This window comes from Paenarthrobacter sp. NCHU4564, assembly GCF_052156435.1.
Taxonomy (GTDB): domain Bacteria; phylum Actinomycetota; class Actinomycetes; order Actinomycetales; family Micrococcaceae; genus Arthrobacter.
Map to the genome: position 1 here is coordinate 114,967 of NZ_JBQLIS010000005.1, position 22,889 is coordinate 137,855.

General features: G+C 65.2%; 20 protein-coding genes. 11 read left to right on the forward strand and 9 right to left on the reverse strand.

What is annotated here, in order from left to right:
- Positions 1-3: 3 nt before the first annotated feature.
- Both ACSVIE_RS07310 and ACSVIE_RS07315 read left to right on the forward strand, forming a co-directional pair.
- Entirely contained in the window at positions 4-1,650 is a 1,647-nt protein-coding gene (locus tag ACSVIE_RS07310) for a glycoside hydrolase family 32 protein (RefSeq protein ID WP_442423456.1), read from the forward strand.
- Positions 1,651-1,746: 96 nt separating this feature from the next.
- Complete coding sequence (locus ACSVIE_RS07315; RefSeq protein ID WP_442423457.1) at positions 1,747-3,495, forward strand: phospho-sugar mutase; 1,749 nt, start codon at positions 1,747-1,749, stop codon at positions 3,493-3,495.
- Here the strand turns inward: ACSVIE_RS07315 and nirD are convergent.
- On the reverse strand, positions 3,492-3,854 hold the full coding sequence (nirD, locus tag ACSVIE_RS07320) for a nitrite reductase small subunit NirD (protein ID WP_426006621.1): 363 nt from the start codon (positions 3,852-3,854) through the stop codon (positions 3,492-3,494). The genes ACSVIE_RS07315 and nirD overlap by 4 nt on opposite strands.
- A 281-nt stretch (positions 3,855-4,135) precedes the next feature.
- On the opposite strand from nirD, the gene nirB reads away from it, so the two are divergent.
- The 3 genes from nirB to ACSVIE_RS07335 are packed head-to-tail and all read left to right on the forward strand — an operon-like array spanning position 4,136 to position 8,975.
- Entirely contained in the window at positions 4,136-6,763 is a 2,628-nt protein-coding gene (gene nirB, locus ACSVIE_RS07325) for a nitrite reductase large subunit NirB (protein ID WP_426006620.1), read from the forward strand.
- Between the two features lie 9 nt (positions 6,764-6,772).
- Positions 6,773-7,807 (forward strand): uroporphyrinogen-III C-methyltransferase, encoded by a 1,035-nt coding sequence (gene cobA, locus ACSVIE_RS07330; RefSeq protein WP_442423458.1) that lies wholly within the window; start codon positions 6,773-6,775, stop codon positions 7,805-7,807.
- A gap of 10 nt (positions 7,808-7,817) precedes the next feature.
- A complete protein-coding gene (locus ACSVIE_RS07335) occupies positions 7,818-8,975 on the forward strand; it encodes a uroporphyrinogen-III synthase (protein ID WP_426006618.1) in 1,158 nt (385 codons plus the stop codon).
- Between the two features lie 16 nt (positions 8,976-8,991).
- Here the strand turns inward: ACSVIE_RS07335 and ACSVIE_RS07340 are convergent, their stop codons facing one another.
- The 5 genes from ACSVIE_RS07340 to ACSVIE_RS07360 all read right to left on the reverse strand — a co-directional run bounded on the left by ACSVIE_RS07340 (position 8,992) and on the right by ACSVIE_RS07360 (position 12,945).
- A complete protein-coding gene (locus ACSVIE_RS07340) occupies positions 8,992-10,272 on the reverse strand; it encodes a Y-family DNA polymerase (RefSeq protein WP_426007507.1) in 1,281 nt (426 codons plus the stop codon).
- 173 nt (positions 10,273-10,445) lie between these two features.
- The gene (locus tag ACSVIE_RS07345) at positions 10,446-11,069 is read right to left on the reverse strand and encodes a DUF305 domain-containing protein (RefSeq protein ID WP_426006617.1); all 624 of its coding nucleotides are present in this window, start codon (positions 11,067-11,069) and stop codon (positions 10,446-10,448) included.
- 158 nt (positions 11,070-11,227) lie between these two features.
- Positions 11,228-11,695 carry a hypothetical protein gene (locus ACSVIE_RS07350; RefSeq protein WP_426006616.1) on the reverse strand — a complete coding sequence of 156 codons (468 nt, stop codon included), beginning with the start codon at positions 11,693-11,695 and terminating at the stop codon, positions 11,228-11,230.
- Between the two features lie 76 nt (positions 11,696-11,771).
- Positions 11,772-12,122 (reverse strand): ArsR/SmtB family transcription factor, encoded by a 351-nt coding sequence (locus ACSVIE_RS07355; protein WP_442423459.1) that lies wholly within the window; start codon positions 12,120-12,122, stop codon positions 11,772-11,774.
- An 82-nt stretch (positions 12,123-12,204) separates the two neighbouring features.
- Positions 12,205-12,945, reverse strand: coding sequence for an aquaporin (locus ACSVIE_RS07360; protein WP_442423460.1), 741 nt, complete (start codon positions 12,943-12,945; stop codon positions 12,205-12,207).
- A 46-nt stretch (positions 12,946-12,991) separates the two neighbouring features.
- Here ACSVIE_RS07360 and ACSVIE_RS07365 point away from each other — a divergent pair, with 46 nt between their 5' ends.
- The 3 genes from ACSVIE_RS07365 (at position 12,992) to ACSVIE_RS07375 (ending at position 15,788) form a co-directional block, all read left to right on the forward strand.
- Positions 12,992-13,666, forward strand: coding sequence for a metalloregulator ArsR/SmtB family transcription factor (locus ACSVIE_RS07365; RefSeq protein ID WP_442423461.1), 675 nt, complete (start codon positions 12,992-12,994; stop codon positions 13,664-13,666).
- A 155-nt stretch (positions 13,667-13,821) separates the two neighbouring features.
- Positions 13,822-14,244 (forward strand): arsenate reductase ArsC, encoded by a 423-nt coding sequence (locus tag ACSVIE_RS07370; protein WP_442423462.1) that lies wholly within the window; start codon positions 13,822-13,824, stop codon positions 14,242-14,244.
- Between the two features lie 44 nt (positions 14,245-14,288).
- Positions 14,289-15,788 carry an FAD-dependent oxidoreductase gene (locus tag ACSVIE_RS07375; RefSeq protein ID WP_442423463.1) on the forward strand — a complete coding sequence of 500 codons (1,500 nt, stop codon included), beginning with the start codon at positions 14,289-14,291 and terminating at the stop codon, positions 15,786-15,788.
- Here the strand turns inward: ACSVIE_RS07375 and ACSVIE_RS07380 are convergent.
- Positions 15,752-17,215: a sugar porter family MFS transporter gene (locus ACSVIE_RS07380; RefSeq protein ID WP_426006610.1), complete on the reverse strand. Its 1,464-nt coding sequence runs from the start codon at positions 17,213-17,215 to the stop codon at positions 15,752-15,754. The two genes, ACSVIE_RS07375 and ACSVIE_RS07380, sit on opposite strands and share 37 nt — an antisense overlap.
- 135 nt (positions 17,216-17,350) lie before the next feature.
- Between ACSVIE_RS07380 and ACSVIE_RS07385 the strand changes: the two genes are divergently transcribed.
- On the forward strand, positions 17,351-18,361 hold the full coding sequence (locus tag ACSVIE_RS07385) for a LacI family DNA-binding transcriptional regulator (protein ID WP_426006609.1): 1,011 nt from the start codon (positions 17,351-17,353) through the stop codon (positions 18,359-18,361).
- On the opposite strand, the gene ACSVIE_RS07390 is transcribed toward ACSVIE_RS07385, so the two are convergent.
- Together ACSVIE_RS07390 and ACSVIE_RS07395 are read right to left on the reverse strand one after the other, a co-directional pair.
- On the reverse strand, positions 18,358-18,789 hold the full coding sequence (locus ACSVIE_RS07390; protein WP_426006608.1) for a LexA family protein: 432 nt from the start codon (positions 18,787-18,789) through the stop codon (positions 18,358-18,360). The genes ACSVIE_RS07385 and ACSVIE_RS07390 overlap by 4 nt on opposite strands.
- Before the next feature lie 71 nt (positions 18,790-18,860).
- Positions 18,861-19,454, reverse strand: a complete 594-nt coding sequence (locus tag ACSVIE_RS07395) for a dihydrofolate reductase family protein (RefSeq protein ID WP_426006607.1) — start codon at positions 19,452-19,454, stop codon at positions 18,861-18,863.
- 123 nt (positions 19,455-19,577) lie between these two features.
- Between ACSVIE_RS07395 and ACSVIE_RS07400 the strand changes: the two genes are divergently transcribed.
- A complete protein-coding gene (locus ACSVIE_RS07400) occupies positions 19,578-20,045 on the forward strand; it encodes a hypothetical protein (protein ID WP_442423464.1) in 468 nt (155 codons plus the stop codon).
- 78 nt (positions 20,046-20,123) lie between these two features.
- Positions 20,124-22,883, forward strand: coding sequence for a GMC oxidoreductase (locus ACSVIE_RS07405; RefSeq protein ID WP_442423465.1), 2,760 nt, complete (start codon positions 20,124-20,126; stop codon positions 22,881-22,883).
- Positions 22,884-22,889: the final 6 nt, after the last annotated feature.

Genomic DNA, 22,889 nt, shown 5'->3' on the forward strand with positions numbered 1-22,889 from the left:
CCCATGACTTTCCCCAGCCACCGCCTGTCCCGCCGCCAACTGCTCGCAGCAAGTGCCGCCGTCGTGGTTTCCTTCACGGCCGCCTCCTGCACCGCGCCACGCACCAGTGAAAGCACGACGCCGGTACCCGCCTTGGGCGGGCCGCAGCCTTCCGCGTCGGATCCCTGGCGGCCTGCCGTCCACCTGACGGCCTCAAAGAACTGGCTCAACGACCCCAACGGCCTCGTGTTCCACGACGGTACGTACCATGCGTTCTACCAGTACAACCCGCGCGGAAACTCGTGGGGCAACATGTCCTGGGGGCACTCCATCAGCAAGGACCTGGTGCACTGGGAGGAACGTCCCGTGGCCATGGAAGCGGGACCGGAAGAAGAAATCTTCTCCGGCTGCATCGTGGTGGACAAAGACAACGCATCGGGCCTGGGATCCGCGGAAAATCCGCCCATGGTGGCCCTGTATACGAGCGCCTACGGCAGGAACGGCAGGCTTCCCCAGGGTGCGCAGGCGCAATCGGTGGCGTTCAGCCTGGACAACGGGACCACGTGGGAGAAGTACCACGGCAACCCGGTCCTGAACCTCCAGCCCACCAACAACAACTTCCGCGATCCCAAGATCACCTGGTATGAACCGGGCCGCTACTGGGTCATGACCACGGTGGTGGCCGACGCCCAGGTGGTGAAGATGTTCAAGTCCACGGATCTGCTGCAGTGGGACTTCCTCAGCGACTTCTCCGGCGTCGGCGCCCAGGGCGGACTGTGGGAAGTACCTGAACTGCTCCAGATGCGGGTCGAAGGCTCCACGGCCAGGAAGTGGGTGATGCTGCTCAGCATCAATCCCGGTGGCATCGCGGGAGGGTCGGGGATGCAGTACTTCGTGGGTGAGTTCGACGGCACCACGTTCACCGCGGAAAATGCCGCCGCACCCGACGCACCCCTGAGCGAATCCCAATGGCTGGACCATGGTGCCGACTACTACGCCGCCAGCTCGATCACCGGCGCTCCCGGCGGCAAGCCCATACTGCTGGGCTGGATGGGCAACTGGGACTATGCCCAGCACGTTCCCACCACGCCCTGGCGCGGATCCATGGCGATTCCACGTGAGCTCACCCTGGTCCGCGGGGAGCAAAGGCTTGAACTGCGCTCGGCGATTGCCGCGGCAGCCGTCAGTGCGCTGGAAGCCAAGGGCGGGGCCGACGTCAAGGACCTCACCGTCGATTCCGAGGTGCGGGAGCTGCCGCTCACGGCACGGAGCCAACTCCTGGATGTGGAACTTGACCTGGGTACCGCCACCGAAGCCGGGATACTCCTCCGGCGTGCATCCCAGGATGGCCCGGGGGAAGGCGCAGATGGAGGGCTGAGGATTTCCTGGAATGCCGGGTCCCGCACGTTGAAGGTGGACCGCTCGCAAGCCGGCACCACCAATTTTTCGGAGAATTTCAGTCCCTGGCACGAGGTCCGCCTCCCAGCCTCGGAGCGCACAGTCCGCCTCCGGATCCTGCTGGATTCTTCGTCCGTTGAGGTCTTTGCGGAGGACGGCCAGGCCGTGGTTTCGGACACCTTCTTCCCAGGCTGGGACAACCTGGGCACGGCCGTCTTCAGCATGGACGGCGCCGCCTCCTTCAGCGTCAGGTCGCGGACACTCCAGCCCTGACGTGGGACGGCACCGTGCCCGCGGGCAACCCGACTTCCCCCTTTTGCGACCGGAGGGGGAGGCAGGACCCCCATGCGTCGTTGTAGTTTGGTGCTTATGACATCGAGCGATGCCACCCTTGACCAGCTGATCGACCAGGCCCGTGAGTGGGCCGCACAGGACCCGGACCCCGTCACCGCCGCGGCCCTCCGCGATCTGGCCCACGCCGCCGGAGCCGGTGACGCCGGTGCAGCCCAGGAACTGGGTGACAGCTTCAGCGGCACCCTGCAGTTCGGCACGGCCGGGCTCCGTGCAGCCCTCGGCCCCGGCCCCAACCGGATGAACCGCGTGGTAGTGCGCCGGGCAGCGGCGGGTCTGGCGGCTTTCCTGGCCGAAACGGTCGGGGCGGCTTCACCCGGAACCCGGCCGCGCGCCGTCGTGGGCTTTGATGCACGCTACAACTCCGATGTCTTTGCCCGCGAGACGGCGGCAATTTTCACGGCCGCCGGGATCGAGGTGTTCCTCATGCCGGACGCCCTGCCGACGCCGGTACTCGCCTATGCGGTCCGTGCACTGGACTGCGACGGCGGCGTGATGGTGACCGCCAGCCACAACCCACCGCAGGACAACGGATACAAGGTGTACCTCGGCCGGCACGCCGTGAGCGAGAGTGGCCGCGGGGCCCAGATCGTGGCTCCGTACGACTCCGGGATCGCGGCAAAGATCGATGCCGTAGGAACACTGGATTCCATCGCGCTGGCAGATGAAGGCTGGACCGTGCTGCCGGATTCGATCGTCAGTGACTACCGGTCAGCCATGGCGGACCTGGTGGACAGGGAGCACTTCCCCGCCCGCGACCTGAAGATTGTGCTGACTCCCATGCACGGCGTAGGCGGTGACACTGCTGTGTCTGTCCTGCGCGCTGCGGGCTTCACCGATGTGACCCTGGTGGCAGAGCAAGCCCAACCGGATCCGGACTTCCCCACCGTCGCGTTCCCCAATCCCGAAGAGCCAGGCGCGCTGGACCTGGCGTTGGCCACGGCGGCGGACCTTGGCGCCGATATCGTCCTGGCCAATGATCCCGACGCCGACCGGGCGGCCGTTGCTGCGCTGGACCCGGCGACAGGTGCGTGGCGGATGTTGCGCGGTGATGAGGCAGGTGCCCTTCTGGGCGCCCACATCGCGGCACGGCTGGCTGCGAACGCCACAGGTGACGAAGCCCCCGAAGGTGTCTTCGCGAACTCCATTGTGTCCTCACGGCTTCTGTCCCGGATCGCCGCCACCGCAGGCTACTCCCATGTGGAAACCCTGACGGGCTTCAAGTGGATCTCCCGCGTTCCCGGACTGATTTACGGCTATGAAGAAGCCTTGGGCTATTGCGTGGCACCGGACCTGGTGCGCGACAAGGACGGCATCTCCGCGGCCGTGCTGATCGCTGAACTGGCTGCCGCTGCCAAGGCCGGGGGCAGGACGATCTTCGACACCCTTGACGAGCTGTATTTGGTCCACGGGCTCCACGCCAGCGACCAACTGAGCATCCGGGTGGCAGACCTTGGGTTGCTGGATGCCATGATGAACCGCCTGCGGGTCACCCCTCCCGAAGCGTTCGGAGGCTCCGCCGTCGAGGTATTCACGGACCTCGCCGAAGGCAGTGCGGACCTGCCGCCCACCGACGGTTTGCTGTACCTGACCCGTGACCAGAGCCGCGTGATCATCCGGCCCAGCGGCACCGAGCCCAAGCTGAAGTGCTACCTGGAAGTCATCCAGCCCGTGGAATCCGCCGCTGAACTTCCGGCGGCACGCCAAGCAGCGCGGACATCCCTGGACGATGTCCTCCGGGATGTCCGCGAAGCGCTGGGGCTCTAGAGCCCGATCTCGATGAACCCGTCCACCAGGCGCGTGGCATAGGTCGCGAGCTTGAGCTCCGGGTTGGTGAAGCACTCGCCCGTTTCGAGGTCGTAGACCTCCTTGTGCAGCGGCGAGGCGATGGTCGGGCGGCTGCCGCGCGATCCGATGATGCCCCGCGCCATGACGTTGGCCAAGGTTGCAGGGTCCTGCTGGGCGACGGCGAAGACCTCACCCGGGGCGGTCAGGAACAGGGCCACTTGCGTGCCCTGGATCAGTGCCGCCTCGCCCCAGGCCGGTTCGAGCTCGTCCACCGGGCACACGCGGTGCCAGGTTGCTGTGGCGGACAGGTTCTCTGCGCGGTCAAGAATTACGGTCATTTCAGCCCCTCTCGCTGTGTCCGGACGCCGGCATCTTCCACCTGCACTCCCCCGGACGGGCCACGTTCGCGGCCACTCCTTCACGCTAGGACGCGGGTGTTTCATCAGGTGTCCGCGTATGTGTCCAGCGCGTAAAAGAGACCTCACGCGGCCGGAAACGCGTTCGTGATGCAGAAGTTAAGATCACGAAACAAACGGGAAACTGAAGCGAAACTGCCCCTCCCTAGGCTGGTTCCACAAGTTGCGGAGATCCGTCTGCGACCTTTGCGAAAGGCCCACCAGTGACCGGACACACTTCAAGTACAGAAAACCTGCGCCGCATCGTGGTTGTCGGAGGCGGCCCTGCAGCCCACCGTTTCACCGATGCCATGGTCAACCGTGGGCTTGAAGGTTGGCAGGTAACAGTGCTCACGGAGGAAGCCCACCTTCCCTACGACCGTGTGGCCTTGAGCAAGGCCCTCACCGAGACCGGCGTGGACCTCACCCTGGGTGCGGCGTCCATGTGGGACCACGAGGCAGTGACGCTCAAGACCGGCGAGCGCGCCGTCAAGATCGACACTGTAGCCAAGAGTGTCCTCACCGCTTCCGGCAACAAGTATGAGTACGACCAACTGGTGGTCGCTTCCGGCTCGGACGCAGCCCGGCTCCCCATTCCCGGTGCGGAGCACACGCATGTTTACCGCACGCTTGAAGACGTGTGGGCCATTAATAAGGCCATTGCGGAACTCGGTGCAAAGCTCGGCCGCAAGGTCAACGCCGTCACCATCGGCGGCGGCCTGCTGGGCCTGGAGTCCGCTGCCGGAACCGAACAGCTCGGCGCCAACCCTGTGGTGATCAACGGCTCACCGTGGCTCATGAACACCCAGCTGGACGAGGGCGCAGGCCAGGCGCTGGGGCGCCTGATCGAGGCAAAGGGCTTCGAGGTCCACGGCGGCGTCTTCCCTTCCGAAGTCGTAACGGACGACGACGGCCAGGTCACCGGCGTGCTGATGGCGGACGGCCGCACCATCCCCGCTGACCTGGTGATCGTGGCCATCGGTGTGAAGCCGCGCGACGAGCTTTTCCGTGCCGCCGAAGGCGAAGAGCAGCTCTTCAGCCTCGGCCAGCGCGGCGGTGTAGTCATCAATGACTTCTGCGCCACCGAAGTGGAGAGCATCTGGGCGATCGGCGAGGTAGCGAACTTCGGGGGCATGTGCCTGGGCCTCGTGGCCCCGGCCAACACGATGGCAGAGATCGTGGCTGACCGGCTGCACGGCGGCCAGGCAACGTTCCCTGGTTTCGATACCGCCACCAAACTGAAGCTCTCGGGTGTGGACGTTGCCAGCTTCGGCGACGCTTTCGCCCGCACGGAACATTCCCTGGAAATCGTCTACGCCGACCCTGCCCGCGGTGTCTACCAGAAGATTGTCACCACCGATGATGCCAAGACGCTTCTGGGTGGCATCTTCGTGGGCGACGCTTCCCCTTACATGAGCCTCCGCCCGTTGCTGGGCCGTGAACTTCCGGCTGAACCGGGTGCCTTCCTGAGCGCTGCCGGTGGTGGCGAGGCTCCGGAAACCGAACTTCCGGACGACGCGATCCTCTGCTCGTGCAACAACGTGGCGGCCGGTTCGATCCGCGACGCCATCAACGGCTGCGGCACCTGCGAAGGAAACGCTCCGGTGCAGGAACTCGGTGGCCTCAAGGGCTGTACCCGGGCCGGCACCCAGTGTGGATCGTGTGTTCCCATGCTCAAGAAGCTCCTTGAAGGCGAACTCAAGAAGTCCGGGATCGAGGTTTCCAAGGCTCTTTGTGAGCACATCAGCCTCTCCCGCCAGGAACTCTTCGACGCCATCCGGGTCCTGGAGCTCACGTCTTTCGAAGACATCATGGCCAAGTACGGTACCGGCGCCGGCTGCGACATCTGCAAGCCGACCATCGCCTCCATCCTCGCCAGCCAGCACTCCGCCTACGTCCTTGATGCCGGCCGTGGCACCCTGCAGGACACCAACGACCGGGCTTTGGCGAACATGCAGAAGGACGGCACCTACTCGGTTGTCCCCCGGATTGCCGGCGGTGAGATCACGCCCAAGGGCCTCGGTGTCATTGCCGCCGTGGCCGAAAAGTACGGCCTCTACACAAAGATCACCGGTGGGCAGCGCATTGACATGTTCGGGGCACGCCTTGAGCAATTGCCCGAGATCTGGAAGGAACTGGTGGACGCGGGCTTCGAGTCGGGCCAGGCCTATGGCAAGAGCCTGCGCACCGTGAAGTCCTGTGTCGGTTCCACGTGGTGCCGCTTCGGTGTCCAGGATTCCGTGCAGATGGCCATCGCCCTCGAACTGCGCTACCGCGGCCTGCGCAGCCCGCACAAGCTGAAGATGGGTGTTTCCGGTTGCGCCCGGGAATGCGCAGAGGCCCGCGGCAAGGACGTGGGAGTCATCGCCACGGCCGACGGCTGGAACCTCTATGTGGGTGGTAATGGCGGCGCCACTCCGGCCCACGCCCAGTTGCTTGCCAAGGACCTGGATGACGAAACCCTCATCAAGTACATCGACCGTTACCTCATGTACTACATCCGCACGGCAGACCGCCTGCAGCGCACCGCCCGGTGGCAGGAAGAACTCGACGGCGGGCTGAAGCACGTTGAGGACGTGGTGGTGAACGATTCCCTGGGTATTGCCGAGGAACTTGAAACCGCCATGGCCAAGCACATCGACACCTACGAGGACGAGTGGGCCGAGACCCTGAAGGACCCGGAACGCCTCCGCCGTTTCCGTTCGTTCGTCAACGCTCCCAACCAGAAGGACGACTCCATCGCGTTCGTTCCCGAGCGTGGCCAGATCCGACCCGCCACCAACGAGGAAAAGGGCAGCGTGCTGATCGCTTCCAGCATCCCCGTCCGCAGCACCGCCGGCGCAGAAAATTAGGGGTAACCAATGCAGCTCACCATCGACCTGACCGACCGGGACGTCCTTGTTGCCGGTTCCGACACCATGGCCCGCCAGGCCGTCCGCCGCTACCGGAACGCCGGCGCCGTGGTGCACAGGATCAGTGTGCCCTCCGCCGCCGCCTGTGACGGTCTGCTCGCCCGCCGTCCGTTCCTGGTTGCCGTGGTGGACGACGGCGATGCCGGCTGGCTGCCGCTGGTGGAAGGCTGCAAGGAAGCCGGCATTCCCGTGGCCTTTGAACCGCCAGCCGGCGAAGAAGGGCACGTGACCCTGGTGGGCGGCGGCCCCGGCGCACTGGACCTCCTGACGGTGGGGGCGCTGGATGCCCTGCGGGATGCCGACGTGGTGTTCTATGACCGGCTGGCGCCCTATCAGGAACTGGCCGACCTCACCTCCGCAGAGCTGGTAGACGTCGGCAAGCAGCCGGGCCACCACAAGGTGACTCAGCGTGACATCGAAAAGCTGATGGTCGAGGCCGCGCTTCTGGGCAAGAACGTGGTGCGACTCAAGGGCGGCGATCCCTACGTCTTCGGGCGCGGCGGCGAGGAAGTGGCAGCCTGCGTTGCCGCCGACGTCCCCGTGCGGGTGGTCTCCGGCGTTACCAGTGCGATCTCCGTTCCGGCGGCGGCCGGGATCCCCGTGACGCACCGCGAGGTCAGCCGCATGTTCACCGTGGTCTCCGGCCACGCACCACTCACTGACAAGGAGCACCTCCACTTGGCAGGCCTTGGCGGGACCATCGTGGTCCTGATGGGCATCGGAACCCTCCCCCAACTGGCCGCCGGGCTCCGCCGGGCCGGTATGAATGCCGATATGCCCATGGCTGTGGTGGAGCGCGGATACCGCCCCGGCCAGCGCACCACAATCGCGGACCTGGGTACCATCGAGACGGCTGCAACCGGCTGCAGCAACCCGGCCGTGCTGGTCATTGGCGAGGTGGTCAGGGTGGCTGAAGCCAACCGCAATCATGCCCAAGCCTCTGCCGAACTGAGCCGACTCGCCGCTTCCCTCCTTGAAGCCTGAAGGTAAAACCATGACTGTTACCCGTGCCCCTGAAGCACAGGATGCCGTAGCTTCACCTGATGCTGCCGAATCAGCCGAATCTCCCTTGGACGGTTTCCGCATCGGCGTCACCTCGCACCGCCGTTCCCGGGACCTTATCGAGGCCCTCGAACGCCGCGGTGCGAGCGTGCTGCATGCCCCTGCCCTGAAGATCGCTCCAGTCCAGGAGGACCTGGTGTTGATCGAGGACACCCGGACCATCATTGAGGCCAGGCCGGACATCTGCATCGCCACCACCGCCTACGGCATGCGCCGCTGGTGTGAAGCCGCCGACTCGTTCGGCATCGGCGAACAACTGCTGGAGGCACTTTCCGCCTGCCGTATGTTTGTCCGGGGACCCAAAGCCCGCGGTGCCGTGCGCGCGGCCGGGCTTGCCGACGTCGGAATCAGCAGCGACGAAACCACGGCTACCCTGGTGGATATGCTGCTTGCTGAAGGCGTCCGCGGCAAGACTGTTGCGGTGCAGCTGCACGGCTACACCGACGTCCGGCAGCTGGAACGACTGCGCATGTCCGGAGCCAACGTCCTGACCGTGACGCCGTACCGCTGGGTCAAACCGGACGGGGAAGACAAACTCCCGCGCTTGATCGAGGCCGTGGTCAGCGGAAACCTGGATGTGCTGACCTTCACCAGCGCACCGGCTGTGGATGCCCTGTGGAGCACCGCCCATGAGATGGGCCTGTACAGGCAGGTCATCGAGGCCCTGAAAGGACCGGTGACCGTAGCCGCCGTCGGGCCTGTGACCGCGCAGCCGCTGGTTGATGCGGGCCTGACGCCCCTGATCCCGGACCGGTTCCGCATGGGAGCCTTGATCCGGCTGGTCACCGAGCACTTGTCCCTGAACCATGTGCGCCGCGTGGAAACGCCCTCGGCCACCATCGAGCTGCGCGGACGGTGCCTGCGGATCAACGGCGATGTGGTGGACCTGGCTCCTGCTCCCCTGCTTCTCCTGCGGGCTTTGCTGGGGGCCGGCGGCGCTGTGCTCTCCCGTGAGGCGTTGTCCGACCTTCTTGATCTTCGCGGTTCCGTCCACGCTTTGGACATGACGGTCAGCCGGCTGCGGTCCTCGCTGCCGGACGGGAAGCTGGTGGAAACCGTGGTGAAGCGCGGGTACCGGCTCCGCATCTAACTGGTGGTGCACCCCGCTACGCCGCCTTCACCAGGGGAAGCTCATCCCAGTTGGTGGTGTAGCGGGGGCTCAGCATGCCCCGTTTCATGGACCAGTCCGGCCCGCCCCTGATGCCGGCATGGCCCAGGCCAATGGAGCCGCGCCCGTAGCGCTTGCTGACAGTTTCCAGCAGCGTTCCGATTCCACGTTCCTCGTGGCGGTTCTCGAAGACCTCCAGCGGCTTTTGGTTGCCGCTGGGACGGAGGTCCGTGACCATGATGCCCGCCTTCGCGTAGCGGACGCCGTCCTGGATCCTGGGCAGCAAGGCGTGCGCGGCCTTGGTCAGGAGTACCGGGTCCGCGGTGGGCATGGGCAGCCGCACATTGACGCTGGGGAACGATGTGTCCCGGGGGTTGTACACGGATGTGGCAGCAAAAGCGGTGAGGAGTTTGGCTTGCAGATCGTGTTTGGCAAGCCGGGCACTGGCCATTTGGCCATAAACGCTCAGCACCTGCCGCAACTCCGCCGCACTGGTGATGGGCGTTGAAAACGAGCGAGAGAAAATCAGTTGGTCGCGTCCTATCCGTTCCTCCTCCATGGGGATGCACGGGGTGCCCTGCAGTTCCAGGACGGTCCGCATCATGACGATCGAGAATTTGTCCCTGAGGGCAACCGGATCCGCCCTGACCAAATCCAGGATCGAGAAGATGCCCATCGCATTCAACCGCTTGGTCAGCCGGGTAGCCACACCCCAGATTTCAATCACGGACAGCCGCGCCATCAGGGCTTCCCGCTGCTCTGCGGGTACCGATTCCCAACGGCACACACCGTCGAACGCCGGGTTGTGCTTGGCCCACTTGTTGGCGAGCTTGGCGAGCGTCTTGGTGGGAGCAATCCCCACGCACACAGGGACTCCCACGTGCCTGCGGCAGGCGTCCTTGATGGTCCGGCCGAGTTCCAGGAGTTGGTTTGGGCCACCCTTGACCCCGAGGAAGGCCTCGTCAATGGAATAGATCTCCTGCCATGCCGAGTACCGGCCCAGCAACTCCATCACCCGCGAGCTGATGTCCCCATACAGCTCGTAATTGCTGGACAGTGCAACGAGTCCCCACTCCCTGGCCCTGGGTGCCAGCTTGAACCACGGGTCCCCGAGCCCGATCCCCAGCTTCTTGGCTTCCGGGGATCGGGTGACGGCGCATCCGTCGTTATTGGAGAGCACAATGACGGGTTTGCCTTCCAGCGCCGGGTTGAACGCGCGTTCGGCAGAGGCATAAAAGCAGTTGATATCCACATGGGCGATCTCCTGCATCCGGTGCATGATGGTTGGCTTGGACACTTTCCCTCCCGGCTCTACCAGATGAACGTTCGCGCGGTGAAGCGCGACACGGCTCAACTCGAACAAATATTCGAATACTTCCACTGTAGATCGGGGCACCGACAAAAAGGGAGCACCCGGCTGCCGGCCATGGTCGGACGGCAGCCGGGTACGGCCTAGAGGTTGGCCAGCAGCTGCTGCATTTCCTTGATTTCAGCTTCCTGGGCGGCCACGATGTCCCTGGCCAGTTGCACCGCCTCGGCGTTCTTGCCATCGGCGGTTTCGGCCTTGGCCATCGTCACGGCCCCCTCATGGTGGGCGACCATCTGGCTCAGGAACAGCTTCGCGGCCTCCACGCCCTGGGCCGCTTTGAGCCTGGACAGGTCTTCTTCACTCATCATGCCGTCCATGCCGTGGTCGCCGGTCATCATGGTGGGCTCGTTCCAGCTCTTCAACCAGCCGGTCATTCTCTCGATTTCAGGTCCTTGGGCGTCCTTGATCCGGGTCGCCAAGGCGCTGACGTCGGCAGGGATTCCCTGCTTGGCAAGGATCATCCCGCTCATCTCCACCGCCTGGGCATGGTGCGGGATCATCATCCGGGCGAACATCGCATCAGCGGCGTTATGGTCACCCGCCGCCGTGGCGGAGGACGAGGGCATCATGGATGAGCCCATGCTGCCATGGTCCATGCCCGGCATGGAGGTTCCGGACGATCCCGGGGTATTGGTGGAACATCCAGCCAGCGTTATGGCTGCGGCGACGGCAACGGCAGAGAGGGACAAGAACTTCTTTGTGTTCATCAAAAGATCCTTCACAAACGGTCACGGCGGCACGGCCCCCATGACAGGTATCAGCGGAGCTCTGCCCGAGGGATAAACCCGTCCAGGGCAGAAAGGAGTGACTGCCAACGGCAGCAGACAAAAGAAAATTGCACCGGGCATGGGCCGGCCCGGGGTGTCTATGTTCTGCTGATCGACAAATCACCCGGTGAAGGACTACCGGGCTGGTACGACCACATCGATCCCGCATGGCTGGACACGGCACGGTGCGCCGGGGAAAGGAACGATGCGCGTTCGGGTAACGGAGCTGCGAGACTGGCTGTTTTGGGGGACGGGATGCAGGAGCTGCCCATGGCGTGCCCTGTTGAGCAGTTTCCCTGGCACATGCACTGTGCCGGGGCGGCCGTGCCGGCCCCGGTATCAGCGGAGGTGGCGTGGCCGGTATGCCCGGCTGCTGCGTGCCCTGCCGCGGTGGCATGGTTCACGACGGCGGTGCTGGCCGCCGTGCCAACGGTCGCGGCTTGATGGGTGGAGTGGGCTCCGCCGACGAGGATGTGCATGCCCAGTATTCCGGCGATCAACGCCAGCACGGCCGTCAGGAGCCCGCCGCCCAGGAGGTACTTCGTCCATCCCGACTGTGCTGCCATGACGGTCCCCTTCCCGCTGCGCGGCTGTTTTTTCCCGTTCCAGACTACCGGCCCGCGAACTGGTCCCGGCGGCCGTTCACAGCCGGGCCAGGATCCCGGCGACATCATCCAACGCACCGGGGACCAGGGAGAAGTACGCCCATGTGCCGCGTTTTTCCCGATGCAACAAGCCGGCATCAACCAGGATCTTCAAGTGGTGCGACACAGTGGGCTGGCCAAGGTCCAACGGTTCGATCAGGTCACACACGCATGTCTCGCCGGCGGAGGAATTCTTGATAATGGACAGCAGGCGGAGCCGGTTGGGATCCGCCAGGGCCTTGAAAACCGCCGCCTTCTGCCTGGCCGCACCATCACCCAGCACTGTCTCCCCTGCAGGGCCGCAGCAGGGATCGGAGGTGGCCGGTTGGAGGACAGGCAGCGTGGTCATCCATCCATTATGCCCGAACATTGACCGCTATCAATATAGTCGGCGCGCACCTCCTGGCCTGGAGCCACGTCATCACCCGCGGTCAGGAGCCCGGCTTCTCCACCGGGTGCGGGATGACGACATCGTCCACGGCCTGTGGCGCAGCAGGGAAAAGGACAGCCAGGACCCCCACGCCGATGGCCGCGCCAGCCAGTTGCGCGACGATGAAGCCGGGCACGGAGCCTGGAGCGATACCGGCAAACGTGTCACTGAAGATCCGGCCGACCGTCACGGCGGGATTGGCGAACGCCGTCGAGGAAGTAAACCAGTAGGCCGCGCCGATGTAGGCGCCCACGGCGGGCGCGGCCAGGTTGCCGCGGTTTGTTGCGGCGAGGGCGAAGATCAGCAAAAGCAGCCCGGCGGTGGCCACGACTTCGCCCAGCAAGTGACCGCCACTGAGCCGGTCCTTCGTGGAGATGGTCGTGCCAACTTCGAACATCGCGTTCGCGAGCACGCTGCCCCCGATGGCCCCGGCGGTCTGCACCACCACATAAACACCCAGGTCGGGAAGCGACAGGCCGGTGCCCGCCTTACGGCCGAGGAACCAGTCGGCCAGGGAAACGACCGGATTGAAGTGCGAGCCGCTGACCGGCCCGAACACCAGGATCAGAACGGTCAGACCCAGCACCGTGGCGGTGCTGTTCTGCAGCAACTGCAGGCCCACGTTGTCCGGAGACAACTGCGCCGCGGCGATCCCGGACCCGACGACGACGGAAACAAGCAGGGCGGTGCCGAGGAACTCGGCGACGGCGCGACGCCACAACGGCGGTTGGGGAGGTGTCATGGCATCCAGCTTGACCCACAAATTTATATCAGTCAAAATTGAACCAATGGATACTGAGCGAATGAACCAGTTTGAAGCGCGGGTCGCGATCCATGCCGCCCTCGCAGACCCCGCACGCCTGCGGATCATCGACCTGCTCACCCTGGGTGATTATTCGCCCACGGAACTGCAGGCCGAACTCGGCATTCCTTCCAACCTGCTCTCCCACCACCTCCGGACCCTGGAAGGTGCCGGCCTGGTCACCCGCCACCGCTCGGAAGCCGATAAGCGGCGCAGCTACGTCCGCCTCGCCGCTGCAGCGCTGGACGGCTTGGCGCCCGGGCGTGAACACGGCGCGAGGCGTGTGTTGTTTGTCTGCACGCGCAACAGTGCCCGCTCCCAGCTCGCGACCGCGCTCTGGCAGCGCGCCAGCGACATCCCCTCCGTCTCAGCTGGAACGCACCCCGCCGACCGCGTCGCCCAGGGCGCGATCGACGTCGCGCACCGCCATGGCATCAACCTCGGCACCCCCACTCCGCGGCAGCTCGGCGACGTCGCCGAGGACGCGGACTTCATCATCACCGTCTGCGACAACGCCCACGAAGAACTCCCCGGCCTGGGCGGAATCCACTGGTCCGTCCCCGACCCCATCCGCGCCAATACGACCGATGCCTTCGACTCCGCCTTCGAAGACATCAACCGCCGCATCAACGACCTCGCACCCCGCCTCCACGCCGCCTGACCACAGCGCCGCACCAGCCCGCAAACCCTTTCCCGGGTGAATATTGACAATCATCAATACATCGACCGATACTCGTTACATCGACGATCATCAATGTCTATCCGGTGTCAGCCCAACCAAACCCAAGCTCCAAACCGACTCCAGGAGAAACCACCATGAGCACCGAAACCAGCAAGAAGCCTTCCGTCCTGTTCGTCTGCGTCCACAACGCCGGCCGGTCCCAAATGGCCGCAGCATTCCTGACCACCCTCGGCAAGGGTGAGATCGAGGTCCGTTCCGCCGGGTCGCAGCCCGCGGACAAGGTCAATCCTGCTGCCGTGGAGGCCATGGCCGAGCTCGGCATCGACATGTCCGCCGAGATCCCCAAGGTCCTCACCACCGAGGCTGTCCAGGACTCCGATGTCGTCATCACCATGGGCTGCGGCGATGAATGCCCGTACTTCCCCGGCAAGCGTTACGAGGATTGGGTTCTTGAGGACCCTGCCGGGCAGGGCGTCGACGCCGTCCGCCCCATCCGCGATGAGATCAAGACCCGTATTGAGGGCCTGATCGCGTCGTTGATCCCGGCCGCAACGTAGTCATACACCCGGTAACGTCGCAGGAGAGAACAGCAGAGGACAGCATGGATTCAACGAAGAACCTTCCCGTCGCCGTGATCGGGGCAGGGCCCATCGGTCTTGCCACGGCCGCCCACCTCCTGGAACGCGGGCTGGAACCGATCATCTTCGAAGCAGGCCCGACCGCCGGTGCGGCCATCGAACAATGGCGGCACATCCGGCTGTTCTCTCCGTGGCGCTTCAACCTCGACGACGCTGCCGTCCGCCTGCTCCAGACGACGGGTTGGGAGCAACCCCGTCCCACAGCCCTGCCTTATGGCGGCGAACTCATCGACAACTACCTCACCCCCTTGGCCGCCACCACAGCAATCGCCACCCGCCTCCAAACCAGCGCGAAAGTTGTCGCTGTGACCCGCCAGGGCCTGGACAAAACCCACGTACGTGAGCGGGACACCACCCCGTTCGTCGTCCGCGTTGAACACGACGGCGGCGTGATCCGCGACCACGTGGCCGCTGCCGTGATCGACGCCTCGGGCACCTGGTCCACCCGCAACCCCCTCGGCACCTCCGGACTGCCCGCAATTGGCGAAGAAGAAGCCACCGGGCGGATCTCCTTGCCCCTGCCTGACGTTGCAGGACGGGACCGTGCCACGTTCACCGGTCGCCGTGTCCTCGTCGTCGGAGCCGGCCACTCAGCAGCGAACACCCTGATCAACCTCGCAGACCTCGCCAAGGACGCACCGGACACCACTATCCTGTGGGCCGTCCGTGGCGCGTCGGCTGAGAAGGTTTACGGTGGTGGTGACGCCGACGGGCTGCCCGCCCGCGGCCAACTCGGGTCCCGGCTCCGCCGCCTGGTGGAGCGCGGAACCATCGAACTCCACACCGGGTTCGGCATCGCCGCCTTGAAATCCCTCGGCACGCGCGTCACGGTTGAAGCGGTCGACGGACGCACTATCGACGCCGACGTCATTGTGCCCTGCACCGGGTTCCGGCCGGACCTGGACATCCTGCGCGAACTGCGTCTGAACCTGGACCCGGCAGTGGAAGCACCCACCGGGCTGGGGCCGCTGATCGATCCTGAGTTCCATTCGTGCGGCACCGTTCCACCCCATGGAGCGGCATTGCTCGCCCACCCGGAAAAGGACTTCTACATCGCCGGCATGAAGTCCTACGGTCGCGCCCCGACGTTCCTGCTCGCCACTGGCTACGAGCAAGTCCGTTCTGTTGCCGCAGCCCTCGCGGGTGACCACGCAGCAGCCAACACCGTTCACCTGGAACTGCCCGAAACCGGGGTCTGCTCCACTGACGCCGGCACCAGCTGTGACGTCCCCGCAGCGGGCGCCACCACGGCATCCCAAAACGCCGGATCCCAGGGCGGATGCTGTGTGACTCGGCAACCCGCATTTGCCGGCTACCCGACGGGGCTCGCCCACGGCGGTGCCGGCGGGCAGACACTCTACCCCCCCACCGCGCCGCGCAGCACGTCCGGACGTGCGGCGCTGCTCTGTTCCCGGGCCTTCAGGGGTCAGGAGTTCACGGATTCTTTCCGGTGCACCAAGTAGATGGCGCCGGTGGTCACGTCTTCCTCAAGCGCCTCCAGGGTACGGCCGCGGGTTTCCGGAACCTGCGTGTAGATGAAGACCAGGGCAAGGATGCCTACCACCCCGAACAGGAAGAACGTTCCGGTGATACCAACGCCCGCTACCAGGGTCGGGAAGAAGAGGCCCAGGAGCGCATTGGCGATCCACAGGCAGAAGACCGACAACCCGATAGCGAAGCCACGCACGTGCAGCGGGAAGATTTCGGACAGCATGACCCATACGGCGATGTTCAGGAAAGTCTGCATGGATCCAACGAAGGCCACCACCAGGAAGAGGATCACGAACGGACGCGCCCCGCTGCCCACGGGGAGCAGGATGGAGGCGATACCGATCAGGAAGTGGCAGACCGTGGTCAAGGTGAACCCAAGGAGCAGGGTGGTGCGGCGGTTCATGCGCTGCATCAGGGCCAGGGCTATCACGCCGCCCACCACCGCGATAACGCCGGGGGCAATGTTGGCGATGAGGGCCGCACTGGAGTCGAATCCCGCTTCAACGAGCACGGACTGGCCGTAGTACATGATCGAGTTGATGCCTGTCAGCTGCTGGGCAACACCCAAGCCGATGCCCACCAGGATGATGCGCAGGATCCACTTGTCCTTCAGCGCACCCCAGGAGGTCGCCTTCGAAGCCCTCTCCTCGTCGGCCAGATGCTTGACATCCGCCATTTCCGCTTCTGCGCGTTCCTCGGAGCGGATGGTCTTGAGGACGGCAAGCGCCTCCTGGCTGCGGCCCTTGGAGATGAGCCAGCGCGGTGATTCCGGCATCCGGAGCATCCCGAAGAACAGAGCGACGGCCGGCACCGCGGCCACGGCGAGCATGATGCGCCAGACTCCGCCGAATTCGCCCCAGAGGTTGCCGATGATGGCATTAACCACGAATGCGGCCAACTGACCGATAACGATCATGAGTTCGTTGCGCCCTGCCAGGGAGCCCCGGATTTCATAGGGTGCCAGCTCCGCCAGGAAAACAGGAACCACGGTGGATGCACCGCCCACTGCGAGGCCGAGGATGATCCGCCCCAGAACCATGACTTCAAAACCCGGAGCGAAGACGCAGGCCAGGGTTCCGGCGAAGAACAGGGTGGCAAGCAGGATGATGGTCTTCCGCCGCCCCCATCCGTCGGAGAGCCTGCCGCCGGCGACTGCCCCGGCGGCCGCCCCGAACAGCAGCGAGCTGGTGACAATCCCTTCCGTGAGCGGGGTGAGGGAAAGTTCGGCCGTCATTGGCCGGAGGGCGCCATTGATCACGCCCGTGTCATAACCGAACAGCAGGCCACCGAAGGTGGCGACCAGGGCGACGAGACCGAGGCGCTTGCGGTGCGGTCCCCCGGTGAGGGGAGGAAGTGATAGGCCGGGCGCGCCATCCCGCTGCATTTGCGTAGCAGACATCAGGACTCCTTTGTCAGTGTGGTGCGGGTCATAACCACCCGCTCTGAAACAAGACTAACGCGCGAAAGGTTTAAATGTAAGGTCAAACTAACAAATGACGAACAAGTGACGTCGCGGGCGTGGGAGGATGGGTCCATGGCACCCGACCATCAGCGACGCCCGGCCACGCAGAACGATGTGGCGCGTGAAGTTGGAGTGTCCCGGACCTTGGTTTCCTTCGCCTTCCGCGGAGCCCCGGGGGTCAGCGGCGAAACCCGGCAGGCAATCCTGGACGCCGCAAAGCGTCTGGGTTACCGACCCAACGCGGTAGCCGCGGACCTGGCACGCAAGCATCGCTCCGCCGTCGGGCTTTACCTCATGGATATCCGCAACGATGTCTACGCAGACATCCTCAACGGCGTCCGCAGTGCATTGCCCCATGAGCGCAACCGGCTGATCCTCAGCGTTTCGCGGACCCTCGACGGCGTGGACCGGGGTGCGGTGGATTCGTTGATCGAGGCGCGGATGGGCATCATCATCGCCGCTACCCTGCTGGACACCGACCAGCAAGTGCATGAGCTTGCACAGGTGGTACCCCTGGTCAGCGTGGCGCGCAGGGTGGAGGGCGTGGACAGCATCTACTCCGACGACGACGCCGGCGCCCGCGCGGCCACCGAACACTTGCTTGCACTGGGCCACCGGCGCATCGCCCACGTCGCCGGACCGGAGCACCACGGCCATACCGTCCGCCGCAAAAGCTATGAACGGACCATGACCGGCGCCGGGCTGGTACCGCACGTGGTGACCGCAGCGGACTACACCCAGGAAGCCGGCGAACGGGCCGCTTACACCCTTCTCGACACGCCGGATCGACCCACGGCGATCTTCACCCACAACGACCAATTTGCGCTCGGTGTCCGGGAGGCCGCGTTCGCACGCGGCCTGAAGGTTCCCGGCGACCTGTCCCTGGTGGGTTACGACAATTCCCGGACAGCCCGCCTGCACGGCATCGACCTGACGTCCATTGACCTTCACGCCCTGGACTTGGGCCGACTGGCTGGAGAGACCGCACTGGAGCGGCTCAACAACCCCGACGCCCCGGTCACGGACAGGCGCCTGATGCCACAACTAGTACTGCGGAACTCCACAGCCGCCCCCGCCCCTTAAACGTGGTGCAGGCACGTGGTGGCCACACCCCAAATGGTCAACTCGGACAGTGCGGGCACCCGGATATCCGGATACTTGGGGTTGTCCGCCTGGAGCACCACGCCGGACGGCGTAATGCGAAGCCTTTTGATGGTCAGCTCGCCATCCAGAACGGCCACCACCACGGACCCATCCTTGGGTTCGAGCGCCCGGTTGACGATCAACTCATCTCCGTCACTGATACCGGCGCCCTCCATGGACTGGCCGGTCACCCGCACCACGTAGGTACTGGTGACGTCCTTGATCAAGTGCTCGTTCAGGTCTATGCGCCCGTCAAAGTAGTCCTGGGCCGGCGATGGATAACCGGCCGGAACGGCCACGGGAGCCAACAGCACCGACACAATGGATAAGCCCGCATCTATCACGCGGGGGCCGACTATCACGCCCACAACACACCTTTATTCGAATATATGTTCGATATTTGAGTGTACAGCGGATGCCGGACATTACGGTCAGCTGGTCAGCCCACCTTGTAGCGAAGGTGGGACACCAGGCGTGTCCCACGGACTTCCAGGGGCTCAAGCTTCAGGTCTCCCACACCATCGAGCAGACGCTCGCCACCGCCCAGGACGATCGGTGCGACGTGGAGCCGGAGTTCGTCGATGAACCCGGCAGAAAGGAACTGCCTGGCCGTCGACGCCCCACCGGCAACAGCGACGTCCTTGCCGCCTGCTGCCTCACGGGCCTTGGAAAGAACGGCTTCAATACCCTCCGTGACAAAGTGGAACGTGGTTCCGCCCTGCATCTCCAAGGACTTTCGGGGATGACGGGTCAGGACGAATACGGGCGCGTGGTACGGCGGTTCCTCACCCCACCAGCCGCGCCAGTCCGCCGACCACGGCCCGTTTCCAGGCCCTGCGAACATGTTCCGCCCCATGATGTACGCCCCGGCGTCGAGAATGCCCGCCACCTCCGCTGCATTGGCCTCGCGTTCCTCGAACTGCCACCGGTGCAACGTTTCGCCGCCTGCACCCAGCGGTTCTTCCAGGCTCTGGCGTGGTCCGGCAACGTAGCCGTCAAGGGACACTGTGAGATCGCAGGTGACTCGGCTCATGCGCATATCCTGCCACCGCTTCCGGGCGTGGTCACGGCCCTGCGGAAACGGAGCAACAAAACCCTATGCAGTGCAGCGCCCGGGTCCTAGCCTGAACCTGTTCGCACGCGAGAGAGGACAGTGATGGCACGGGAACCACAACCCGCACTGGATCAACTGGACATCCTGGTCGGCGAATGGGAAACCACCATTCCCAGCGCCGAAACGAGTGGTCGGACGAGCTTCGAATGGCTGGAGGGCGGGGGCTTTCTGATCCAGCGTTCCACGGTCCAACGGCCCGAATACCCCAACGCGGTCAGCATTATCGGGGCTACCGGCTCCGACGGAGCATTCCAGCAGCATTACTACGACTCGCGGGGCGTCGCCCGGATTTACGACATGACCCTCAAGGACAACGAGTGGATCCTTTTCAGGGACGGCCCGGATTGGCCCCAGCGCTTTATCGGCCGCATCAGCAACGACGGCAACACCATCACCGCCCGCCTGGAACGTGGCACGTACCCGGGCGGGCCACTGGAGCATGACTTCGACATGGTGTACACGCGGATTACTCCACCTCATGGACAGAACCGGGGCCCGGTGGGAACATAAGGGCCAATAGTCCGCGGAGGCATCGCCCGGCCACGCACGGCATGTCTTCAGGTCAGTTCTCCTGTGAGAGGAACGGCCATGGGTCGTCTGGGGACCGGGAACACTGGGGATGCGGGATACCGAACCGCCGATGATGCTCCACGCCGCAGCAACGGAACGCCGGAAAAAGTGGACGCCGTGGTGGTGGGCTCCGGGTTCGGCGGATCCGTGGTTGCCCTTCGACTGGCAGAGGCGGGCCAGTCGGTGGTGCTCATGGAGCGCGGCAAACCGTACCCGCCGGGGAGCTTCGCGCGTTCCCCTTCCGAGATGGGCCGCAACTTCTGGGACCCGGACCGCGGGTTGTACGGGCTGTTCGACGCCTGGACATTCCGGGGCACGGAGGGGCTGGTATCCAGCGGGCTGGGCGGCGGCTCGCTCATCTACGCCAACGTGTTGCTCCGCAAGGATGAAAAGTGGTTCGTCAAGGAGTCACCGGTCCCGGGTGGTGGCTACGAGAACTGGCCCTTCACGCGAGCCGACCTCGACCCCTACTACCAGGCCGCGGAGGAGATGCTCCGTCCGGTTCCTTATCCTTACCGGGACACGGCCAAAACGCTCGCCATGGAGAAAACAGCCGCCAACCTCGGACTGAACATCTCCCGGCCGCCCATCGCCGTCACCTTCGCCGCCGAACGGGACGGTGAGCCACGGACCAACCAACCCCTCAGGCTGCCGGACTATGGCAGTATCCACGGTCCCGGCACGGTGCGGACCACCTGCACGCTCAGCGGCGAGTGCGACATCGGCTGCAACGCGGGCGCCAAGAACACCCTGGACCACAACTACCTTTCCGCGGCCGCTGCCCTGGGCGCGGACATCCGCACGTTCCATGATGTCCGCGGCATCAGGCCACTGGACGGCGGCGGCTACGAGGTACGGTTCGTGGTCCACCGGCCAAATAACCGGGGTGGTCTGCTCACCGAACAGATCATTCACTGCAAGCGGCTCTTCCTGGGCGCGGGGACGTTCGGCACCAACTTCCTCCTGCTGCGGAACCGGGGTTCCCTGCCCGCGCTCAGCGACGCCCTGGGTACCCGGTTCAGTGGGAACGGAGACCTCCTGACGTTCGTGATGGGCGCCAGGACACCGGCGCAGAACGGTTCACCGCCCGGCGTGCGGACACTCACCGGCAGCCGCGGCCCGGTGATCACCACAGCCATCAGGGTGCCGGATGTTAATGACGACGACGGCGACGGCCGGGGCTACTACGTGGAGGACGCCGGGTATCCGGCCTTCATCAACTGGCTCATGGAAACGGCCCAGCTCGGAACCACGGTCAAGAGAACGGCAAAGGTGGCAGCCCGTTTGCTCAAGGACAGGCTCTTCGACGCGGGCCGTTCCAACGTTTCGGCGGACCTGGCGGCTGCGCTGGGAGACGGCCGGTTGTCCTCGAGTTCCGTGCCGCTGCTGGGCATGGGCCGGGACATTCCCGACGGCGTCTTGACCCTCCGTGACGGACGGCTCGCGATCTCGTGGACCATGGCTACCTCCAAGGAGTATTTCACCCGGGTCCGGGCAACCATGGAAGCGATCGCACAGGATCTGGACGGCGACTTCATCGACAATCCACTGTGGTGGGCCAAGCGCGTCATCACAGTCCACCCGATCGGCGGAGCCCCCTCCGGACGCCACCCAGGCGAGGCCGTCTGCGACTCCTACGGTGAGGTCTTCGGGTACCCGGGCCTGTTCGTGGTGGACGGTGCGGCCATGCCCGGCCCTGTAGGCGCCAACCCTTCCCTGACCATCTCGGCGTTCGCGGAACGCACCTGTGCCCACGTCCTCGACGTCCCGGACACCCCGCGCCACCGCGGCATCACTCCGGCAGACGCCGTCGGACCGGACGCTAACGGCCGGACAAGCAGCGCAGGCGACCCCGGCGGAACGGTGACCGTTCAGCGGGAAGCTGCGGGCGCCGTCGTCGACGCCGGTGCGCTGGCTCCGCGGGCCTTGGCGCCGGACGCGACCAAAGGGAAAGCGGCCCCCGAGGAAAAGCCGGCAGCCCGGACGGAAACCGAACCCCGTGTCCGGAGCCGGAGCCTCGGCCCCGCAATGGCCGGAAATCCGCAGGAAGCGACATCGGTACGCTTCACAGAACAGATGCACGGATGGTTCAGCCCCGGCGTGACCGACCCCGAACGGGGCCGCAGCCTGGGGCGGGACCGCAGCCGCAAAATCATGTTCGAGCTGACGATTACGGCCCGGGACATCGACGCCTTCGTGGCCGACCCGCGCCATCCCGCCCACGCCGAAGGCTACGTGTTGGCCGACTACTTCGGCGGCCGCATGCCGGTGGAACGCGGCTGGTTCAACCTGTTCGTCGAGGACGCCTCGCCCGACGGACGCCCCGCCCGACGCATGCTGTACCGGCTGTGGCTTCGGGACCCCGGCGGCACACCCTTCACGTTCACCGGTCACAAACTCATCCACAACGAGGCCGGATTCGACCTGTGGCCGGACACCACGGTCCTGTACGCCACCATCCTCCGCGGCCACGTCCCGGAAGAGGCTGCCAGCGAACCAGCCGCGTCCACTGCCACGGAACGGGAGGGCGTGGTGGGAGCCGGCATCCTCTACATCCGGCCGCTGGACTTCGCGCGGCAACTGACCACATTCCGGGCCGAAGGGCCCGCACCGGCAGCGGGCCTGGCGGCGTTCATGAAGCTGTTCGGCGGGGAACTCCTGCAGGTGTACGGCAACGGCGTCCCACGTGTTCCCTTCCCGCTCCGGGGCGGTCCCCGCGGGACAGCCGGGACATCCGGTAGAGCCGGGACGCAGCCCCGGCCCCGGCGAGGACGCTGACCACGA